We start from the raw sequence: 9,403 nt of genomic DNA, 5'->3' as shown, positions 1-9,403 counted from the left end.
TATATAGATGTTATTATAGCTGAAAATAAAAATATATTAAATAATAATCCATTAATTAACTTTCTTGAATCAAGCAGATAAGATGTTAAAAAAATTATAAATGTAAATAACGTTAAGCCTAATAGAAAAAACATGTTGTAACCTCCATATGATTTTAAGTTGAGTTTTATTTAAAATTCATTCAATATATATTTTATCCTAAAAAGTATAAATATTATATGTTTTTTAATAGCACTTAATTATACATCATAAATTTTAAACAGTGAAAATATGCTAAAAGTATATAAAGTTGTAAAATTAAGCTTTTTACTTTTGATATAGGTTAAAAATAAAGCTTATTTCATTATATGATAGTATAATGAATGTGTATAGTAAAAACTAAAAGCATATAGGGATGAGAGTTTTATAAGATTATATATTAAGTGAGAGGAGTATTGAACAAATGATAATAGTTGATATACCAGGTTATAAAAGTATTGGAATAAAAAATGTTGTCTTTGATTTTAATGGGACCATTGCAGAAGATGGTGTATTAATTGAAGACGTAAAAGAAAAAATCAAAGAATTATCATATAAAGATGTTAATATATTTGTTGTTACAGCAGATACTTATGGTACTGTAGAAAAGCAATGTATGGAACTTCCTGTTAAAGTAAAAATTTTTAATAAGGATAATGCATGTGAAGATAAAAAGAAAATAGTTCAAAAACTTGGTAGCGATAGTACTGTAGCAATTGGCAATGGGAAAAATGACATAGAAATGTTTAAAAACAGTATAATGTCTATAGCTATAATTGGAAAAGAAGGATGTTTTACTAAAGCTGTTTTTCAAGCTGATATTGTAGTAAATAATATAGTTGATGCAATAGATTTAATATTAAAGAAAAATAGGGTGAAAGCTACATTAAGAACATAATATCTATTAAAGAAAAAGAGGGGAGATTTTAGTGGAAAAATACATAACATTCATAAAAAATGCTTGGGAAAATTTTATATATGATGATATTATCAATGAACAAATAAGAAGTGAAATATTAGAATCATGGATTAGATGTAAAAAATATAATGTTAATCCTATGGGTGGAAAAGGTAAAAATAAGCATAGTAATATTAAAGAGCTTATAGATAAAAATAGGGAATTAATAAAAATAGCTAAGCCAGTTATGGAAAGTGTATATAAAATAGTTGAAGGGTCAAGTTTTGCTATGATTTTAGCAGATAAAGATGGTTATATACTTGAGGTTATTGGTGATGAAGATATAATGGATAGGGTAAATGAATTAAATTTTTTAAAAGGGGAATTATGGAGTGAAGAAGAGGTTGGGACTAATGCAATAGGAACTGCTCTTTATTTAAAAAACCAATACAAACAATAGGAGCAGAACATTTTGGTATAAGTCAACATTCTTGGACATGCTCTGCATCACCTATATACGATGAAGATAAAAAGATAATAGGATGTATAAATATGTCTGGAAATTATTATGATGCACATTCACACACTTTAGGAATAGTGACATCTGCAGCAGAATCAATACAAAAACAATTTGCTTTAAGTAGGTCATATAACCTTTTGAATGTAACCTTTAATTCCATATCAGATGGAATGATAGTCATTGATTCAGATAGTAATATTAAGAGAATAAATGGTAGAGCGTTAGATGTATTAAACTTAACTTTAGATGATGTTATGAATTTAGATATTAAAAGTTTAATTACTAATATTGATTTTAAAGCATTATTAAAAGGTGATAAAAAAGAAATTTATAATATTGAGAGTGATTTTAAAATAAAAAATGACAAAATAAAATGTATTGTTAATGCAGTTCCAATGAATGTAAATAATAAAAATATTGGTATGGTAATAACTTTTAAAGAAACAAAACATATACATAAATTAGTTAGTAAACTAGCAGGATTTAAAGCTAGCTATACCTTTGATGATATAATAACAGAAAATAAGAATATGAAAAATATGATATTATTAGCGAAAAAATCTGCTAAAAGTGATTGTAATGTATTAATAGAAGGGGAAAGTGGAACAGGAAAAGAACTTTTAGCGCAATCTATACATAATTATAGTGATAGAAGAAATAAACCGTTTGTAGCTGTAAATTGTGCATCTATACCAAGAGAATTAGTAGAAAGTGAACTTTTTGGTTATGAAAAAGGGGCATTTACTGGAGCAGCTAAAGAAGGGCATGCAGGAAAATTTGAATTGGCAGATGGAGGAACAATATTTTTAGATGAAATAGGTGAATTACCGCTAGATATGCAGAGTAAACTTTTAAGGGTTTTAGATAATGGAAAAATAATTAGAGTGGGAGGAACTTTTGAAAAGCAATTAGATGTAAGGGTAATAGGTGCAACAAATAGAATATTAAAAAAAGAAGTAAATAGAAAAAATTTTAGAAATGATCTTTATTATAGATTAAGTGTTATGAATATTAAAACAATACCGTTAAGGCAACGAAAGGAAGACATAGGATTGTTAGTTAATTATTTTACAAAAAACTTATCTATAAAAAAAGGAACAGAAGTTAAAAAAATTAATAAAGATTATGTGGAAAAGTTAAAAGATAACTATTGGGAAGGTAATGTTAGAGAATTAAGAAATGTTGTAGAACGTGACTTTTATTTAAGTGAAAAAAATATATTAGTTTCTTATGAAGTAGAAAATACATGTAAAAAAGAGGAGAAAACATTTGAAAATGTAGTTGCTATTAAAACATTAGAAAAAGAAGCTATAGAAAAAGCTATAATACAAAGTAATGGGAATATGGTTCAAGCGGCAAATTTATTACAGATAGGACGATCTACACTTTATAGAAAAGTAAAGAAATATAATATTGCTTATAAAATTTAAAGTGTATCAAAATGAGAAAAAGAGATAGATGTATCAAAATGGAACAATTGTTATTGTTTCATTTTGATACATTTTTTGTTTTACACTTATAATTAAATATATAGTGTATTGCAGAAAATATGTAAGAAAGACTAATTTAAAAATTAACAAAATAAATAATTAAAATAGTTGGCATAATTATTGCTTTATTTAATTGTGAATAGTTTAACTAATAAAATTTAGGAGGAATATTATGAAAGCAGCATTATGGTATAAGAAAAATGACGTTAGAGTTGAGGAAATAGAAGAACCTAAAGTTGTAAAGGGAAGTGTGAAAATAAAAGTTAAGTGGTGTGGTATATGTGGTTCTGATTTACATGAGTATTTAGGAGGACCAATTTTTATACCAGTAGGTCAGCCACATCCTTTAAGTGGCACTACTGCACCTGTTGTATTAGGACATGAAATTTCTGGAGAAGTAGTTGAGATCGGAGAAGGTGTTTCCAATTTAAAAATTGGAGATAGGATAATTGTTGAACCAATAGTAGCATGTGGAAAATGTCCAGCTTGTTTAGAAGGAAAATATAATTTATGTTCATCTTTAGGATTCCATGGACTTTGTGGAAGTGGTGGTGGATTTGCTGATTATACTGTATTTCCACAAGAATTTATACACAAGATACCAGAAGGCATGAGTTATGAACAAGCAGCACTTGTTGAACCGATGGCCGTTGCACTACATTCTATAAGGGTAGCTAATTTTAAAATAGGTGATACAGCATTAGTTTTAGGATCAGGACCTATTGGACTAGCTACAATTGAATGCCTAAAAGCAGCTGGTGCTAAACTTGTTATAGTTTTACAAAGAAAATCAATAAGACAAGAGTATGCTAAAAGAGCTGGTGCAGATTTTGTTTTAGATCCAAATGAAGTTGATATAGCATCAGAAGTTAAAAAACTTACAAATGGAGTAGGAGTAGATGCTGCATTTGAAACTACAGGAGCAAAAATAGGTTTTGATACAGGGGTTAATAGCTTAAAATTTGAAGGGACTATGGTAGTTACAAGCATATGGGAAGATGGATTAAATTTCAATCCAAACGTTTTAGTTTTCACAGAGAAAAAAATTGTTGGTACATTAGCTTATAGACACGAATTTGAAGCAACTATGGCTCAAATGAATGATGGAAGGATAAAGGCAGAAGGATATATAACAAAGAAAATTCACTTGGATGATATTGTTAAAGAAGGATTTGGTACATTAACAGGTCCAGATAAGAAGAAGCACGTTAAGATATTAGTAACACCAGATAAATCACTTTTATAAAAATTAATATAGAAATATAGGGATGCAATCTATAACTGTTCACTATTAACTCTTAACTAAAGTAATCTGTTAGTTATTAAAAAAATATTAATTTGAGTTTTCTCATTTGATAAATGAATAAGTTTAAGACTTAATTAGGAACCCTATATAGGGTTCCAAGTTGACTTTTAAAATTATCCATTCCAAAACTTAGATACCTAAAATAGTGAGACATGCTCAGAATCACTTAGAATTTAACACTGCATCTTGTATGAAAATATTTTAAGGTTATTGAATAAATTTAAGTTGAAGCTTGTTTCCCTATAGAACTGGTTAAAATAGAAATTGTAATTATTTTAATAATATACGAAAATCCCTCTGAGAATTCAGAGGGATTTTGTATTTAATAAACTTAAAAAAACTTTGATTAATTATATTATTTTAGAGAGGCTTACAAAATAGTTTATATAGATATGATAATATTTATATTAGAGAGTAACTGTGATAGAATTTAATAATTAAGTATTTTATGGGAGATTGTAATGAGAATTTTATTAATTGAAGATGATTTAAAATTAAAAAAATATATAAGTGAATATTTAAGAGCATACGATTATAATGTTGATACAGTTGAAAATTTTGACGATGTCATGGGATATATTACTAAAATTAATCCAGACTTGATAATATTAGATATTAATTTACCTAAATTTGATGGCTTCTATTTTTTAAAACTTATTAGAAAGTTATATAAAATTCCAGTAATAATACTTTCTGCTAGAAGTGATGAAGGCGAACAGATAAGAGGTATGGAACTTGGAGCGGATGATTATGTAACTAAACCTTTTAGTATAGGTATATTACTTGCTAAAATTAATGCTTTATTAAGAAGGGTTAAGGATTATAACGAGGAAGAAATTGAGGTTGGAGAATTAACCTTAATTAATAATAGTATGAAGCTTAAATATAAAAATCAAATTATAGAGCTTACAAAAAATGAGTATAGAATATTAAATATACTTATAAAAAATATAGAAAAAGTAGTTAGTAGAGAAGAACTTTTAGAAGCTTTATGGGATGATAGTAATTTTATAGAAGATAGTACTTTAACCGTTAATATGACAAGGGTTAAGAAAAAATTAAGTGATTTAGGTATAAATAATTCTATAGTAACTAAAAGAGGGGTAGGATATGTCTTTATTGGAGTTGATAATTAGGGTTTTAAAATTAAAAAGACGAGATTTAATAGCTCTAATAGTAAATACTACATTCATAATAGTATTCTACTTTTTATTATTTGAAAATAGTGAGATATTATATCCATTAATATTAAGTGGAACAGTGATAATAGTTTATTTTATTATTGAGATTATTAAGTATTGTGGATTTAAACAAAAACTTGCAGATAGCATTAAAAGTCCTAATTACAAAAAAAACAATGTTGATTATAAAGAAGAGGAAATTTTAAATGTAATTGATGAAATTCATAATGAGTATCTTAATGAAATCTATGAGTTAAAGGAAAAAATAAAAGGTAAAGATTATTTGTTTTCTCAATGGATTCATAATATGAAAACATCAATAACAGTAATTGATTTAGCTTGTGAGAAAAGTGAATTAGAAAATAAAGAAATAAAATATATTAAGGATATAAAGGAAGAGAACTCTTCAATTAAAAAAAATTTAGAAGAGTGTTTAAATTTATTGAGATTAGAAGATTTTTCACGAGATTATGTTACAAACCCCTATAATCTTAAAGAACTAGTTAGTAATGCAATTAATTTAAAAAAAAGAGACTTTATATATAAAGGAGTGTTTCCAAAGGTAAATATTAGTGAAAAAATTTATATTTATACTGATAAAAAATGGTTTTTATATATGTTAGAACAAATAATAGCTAATGCTATAAAGTATTCTAAAATTAAAAATAGCAGTAGGATAGAGATATATGCAAAAGAAAATGCTAGAGAAGTAGAATTAATAGTTAAAGATTATGGAGTAGGTATAAATAAAGAAGATTTACCAAGGATATTTAATCCATTTTTTACTGGTAACAATGGAAGACAAGAAAGAAGTTCAACAGGAATTGGACTATATATGGTAAAATTGATATCTAAGAAACTTGGAATTTTAGTTGATATACAATCCAATATTGGTAAAGGTACTAAAGTTAGTATTAAGTTTAAAGATGAAAAAGTTATTTAGAATTAAACATTGCAGAAATGTAACATTGTGTAAGGGGAATCCATTTAAGACAAATGGATTCCCCTTTATAATAGTATTATGCATATAAGAATTAAATTTTTAGTTTGAAGTTTTAGATGAAAAAGTAAAAGTAATTTTAAAATAGGTGAGGAGTTTAGAAATGGAAATTTTAATGATAAATAACTTAACAAAGATTTATAGTTCATACAAAGGTGTAAAAGAAGTAAAAGCATTAGATGGAATAAGTTTAACTATTAACAATGGAGAATTTGTTGGAATAATGGGACCTAGTGGTAGTGGAAAGACAACATTACTTAACATACTTTCGGGGGTAGACAATAAAACTTCAGGAGAAATAATTATAAAGGACAAAAATATAAGTAAAATGAAAAAAGATGAATTAGCTTTGTTTAGAAGAAAAAATATTGGATATATATTTCAAGATTTTAATCTTTTAGATAGTTTAAATTTGGAAGAAAATATAGCATTACCGCTTATATTAGATAAATTGGAGCCTGTGAAAATAGAAAAAAAAGTTCATAGTCTTATGACATTTTTCAATATAGAAGATTTAAAAAAGAAGTATCCATATCATGTGTCTGGTGGCCAAAAACAAAGAGTAGCAGCTGCAAGGGCCTTAATTAATGAACCGGCTATAATATTTGCAGATGAGCTAACAGGAAACCTAGATTCAAAATCATCTAATAATGTAATGGAAACCATAAGTAGCATGAATAAGGATATTAATAGTACCATTTTAATGGTAACTCATGACCCTTTTGCTGCATCTTTTTGTAAAAGAATAATATTTATTAAAGATGGTAAAATCGAAATAGAGATAGCATCAAATGGAGATAGAAAAGATTTTTTCGATAAAATATTAGAAGTGCAAAGTGTTATAGGGGGGGATAAATAATGACTTTTTCTTCTATAATACGTAAAAATTTTATCCATAATTTCAACAAATATATTTCCTTTTATCTTATTAATGCATTAATTGTAGCTATGTTATTTATGTATGGAAGTTTAATGTTTAATCCAATCATTTTGCAAAGCATTGGAAAAACTTCATTATACGAGACTATTAAAATTGCGTTAATAGGAATTGTAATATTTTCAATAGTCTTTATAACTTACACTAATATAGCATTCTTAAAAAATAGAGGTAAAGAATTTGGAATGTATTTAACTTTAGGTATGACTACTAAAGATTTAATGAAGCAAATACTTATAGAAAATTTAGGGATAATGGTGTCTTCATCAATAACAGGAATTTTAGGCGGTGTTATATTTGGAAGATTATTTTATATGGGGTTAAATAAAATATTGAATGGAGCATCAATTCCATACAAATTGAATTATAAGAGTTTTTTATTAAGTTTAGGGATATTCCTAGTAATATTTTTATGTAACCTTTTATTTAATGTAATTTATATAAGAAAAATGTCTATAATGGAAATTTTAAAGTCTTCAAAGAAAAGTGAAATAGGTAAAAAATATACAGTGATAGGGTTAATAGCTTTAGTACTATTTATAATATCATTATATTGTTTACCTAAAACTCTTTTAAATGAAATCTTTAAAAATAAATCTTATATGCTTGGATTATTTATAACTTTTACAATAATATGTCCCTATATGATAATAGGAACAGGCATTGTTTTGATTAAAGAGATATTTAATAAGTTTCCTAGAGCTTATAATAAAAATATTCTTATTCTTTCAAATTTGTCTCATAGATTTTTAGGGTATAAAAATGTTCTGTATATGATCTCTTTATTAATGGCAGGGGCAATGTTCTTTGTTGGGTTTAGTTATTCCTTATATGTATCAAGTAGAGAATATATAAATATGAACAATCCATTTGATATTATGTTTGTTGAAGATGAAGGTTACAATAAAATAAAAAAAGAAGAAGTAGAAAAAATAATAGAAGATGAAAAGGGAACAATAAAAGATTATAAGATATTAGAGTGTTTAAATGTACCTATGTTTAGAGCGGAAAATGAGGGGTTTATATTTTGGGGAGCCAGAACGGTTGTAAGTGAAAGCAATTATAATAAGCATATGAATGAAACCATTGATATAAAACCTAGCAGTGCACAATATATAAATGTAGTGAAAGAAAAAATAGAATTTAATCATCCAAAAGCTATTTTAGCCACGCTTAGTGAAAGTCAAGTTGAAGAGGCAAGAAAATTGGAAAAAGAAAATATAAATAATAATTATGTAATAAATGAAGGAAGTGTAGAAAAGGTTATAGGAAATAGCTATACTCTTAATTTAGAAAAAGAAAATATTGAAAGTAGAAAAGGAGTTCCTTTTGTAAATCATCAATTAGGAAGTGCCTTTGTTTTAAATGATATGGACTATGAACTTTTGAAAAATAAGTTATCAGTAAAAGCAGTAGAAAATATTCATTTAATAAATGTTAAAAATGGAGATAAAGGTTTTTACTCTTTAGTAAATTATTTAAGAATTAAAAATAACTTAGATGAATCATTTTGGAAAGAAGGAAATCTTTGGGGGAAACATTCATATGATGAGGAAGGAAGAAAAGAATATCATAGACCAATGTATAAAGAAGAGCTCATAAAGTTGCAAATAGAAAATTATGGAATAGTGTTCTTTACAATGTCTTTTATAGGATTACTGTTTGTAATAGCAAATGGTGTCGTCTTATATTATAAAGTATTGTCAGATGTAGATAATGAAGAAGAAAGAATAGAATCATTGATAAGGATAGGTGTAACTGAAAAAGAAATAGAAACTCTAATAAGCAAAGAATTAGCTATAACATTTTTCATACCAATTCTTGTTGGAGGAGGATTAGGTATGTATTACTTGTATGTTATGTGCTCAAATATGATAATCGTAAAACTTCTTATGAAAAAAGCATTATTAATTTTAGGCTTAGGAACAAGTATCCAAATAATATTCTATTTGATAAGTAGAAAAAAATATATAAAAGAAGTTATATAGTTAAGATAATGTAATAAAAATTATAAAAAGTTTCTGCTAATAATTAATATTAGCAGAAACTAAAA

The 9,403-nt window shown here is 25.9% G+C and carries 6 protein-coding genes and 1 pseudogene; all 7 read left to right on the top strand.

Annotated features, from left to right (window positions below):
• The first annotated feature begins 442 nt into the window (after window positions 1-442).
• The 7 genes and pseudogenes from CSGHG_RS18355 (at window position 443) to CSGHG_RS18325 (ending at window position 9,338) form a co-directional block, all read left to right on the top strand.
• Complete coding sequence (locus CSGHG_RS18355) at window positions 443-916, top strand: HAD family hydrolase (RefSeq protein WP_010299430.1); 474 nt, start codon at window positions 443-445, stop codon at window positions 914-916.
• A 31-nt stretch (window positions 917-947) separates the two neighbouring features.
• Window positions 948-2,866, top strand: a pseudogene (locus CSGHG_RS21410) (sigma-54-dependent Fis family transcriptional regulator).
• A gap of 232 nt (window positions 2,867-3,098) precedes the next feature.
• Entirely contained in the window at window positions 3,099-4,172 is a 1,074-nt protein-coding gene (locus CSGHG_RS18345; RefSeq protein ID WP_010299427.1) for a 2,3-butanediol dehydrogenase, read from the top strand.
• Window positions 4,173-4,693: 521 nt separating this feature from the next.
• Complete coding sequence (locus CSGHG_RS18340; protein WP_010299424.1) at window positions 4,694-5,368, top strand: response regulator transcription factor; 675 nt, start codon at window positions 4,694-4,696, stop codon at window positions 5,366-5,368.
• Window positions 5,343-6,356, top strand: coding sequence for a sensor histidine kinase (locus tag CSGHG_RS18335; protein ID WP_010299420.1), 1,014 nt, complete (start codon window positions 5,343-5,345; stop codon window positions 6,354-6,356). The genes CSGHG_RS18340 and CSGHG_RS18335 overlap by 26 nt, the downstream gene beginning before the upstream one ends.
• A 160-nt stretch (window positions 6,357-6,516) precedes the next feature.
• Window positions 6,517-7,272: an ABC transporter ATP-binding protein gene (locus CSGHG_RS18330; RefSeq protein ID WP_010299417.1), complete on the top strand. Its 756-nt coding sequence runs from the start codon at window positions 6,517-6,519 to the stop codon at window positions 7,270-7,272.
• Window positions 7,272-9,338 (top strand): ABC transporter permease, encoded by a 2,067-nt coding sequence (locus CSGHG_RS18325; protein WP_010299413.1) that lies wholly within the window; start codon window positions 7,272-7,274, stop codon window positions 9,336-9,338. The genes CSGHG_RS18330 and CSGHG_RS18325 overlap by 1 nt, the downstream gene beginning before the upstream one ends.
• Window positions 9,339-9,403: the final 65 nt, after the last annotated feature.

The sequence above is a fragment of the Clostridium senegalense JC122 genome, from assembly GCF_000285575.1.
In the GTDB taxonomy this organism is placed as follows: Bacteria; Bacillota; Clostridia; order Clostridiales; family Clostridiaceae; genus Clostridium_J; species Clostridium_J senegalense.
The sequence above is the reverse complement of the archived record's forward strand: the minus strand, read 5'-3'. Positions and strand labels throughout refer to the sequence as shown.

What these genes read in the sequence shown, in the direction of transcription:
- CSGHG_RS18355 (WP_010299430.1), top strand. Translation starts at nt 443, where the DNA reads ATGATAATAGTTGATATACCAGGTTATAAAAGTATTGGAATAAAAAAT.
- CSGHG_RS18345 (WP_010299427.1), top strand. Translation starts at nt 3,099, where the DNA reads ATGAAAGCAGCATTATGGTATAAGAAAAATGACGTTAGAGTTGAGGAA.
- CSGHG_RS18340 (WP_010299424.1), top strand. Translation starts at nt 4,694, where the DNA reads ATGAGAATTTTATTAATTGAAGATGATTTAAAATTAAAAAAATATATA.
- CSGHG_RS18335 (WP_010299420.1), top strand. Translation starts at nt 5,343, where the DNA reads ATGTCTTTATTGGAGTTGATAATTAGGGTTTTAAAATTAAAAAGACGA.
- CSGHG_RS18330 (WP_010299417.1), top strand. Translation starts at nt 6,517, where the DNA reads ATGGAAATTTTAATGATAAATAACTTAACAAAGATTTATAGTTCATAC.
- CSGHG_RS18325 (WP_010299413.1), top strand. Translation starts at nt 7,272, where the DNA reads ATGACTTTTTCTTCTATAATACGTAAAAATTTTATCCATAATTTCAAC.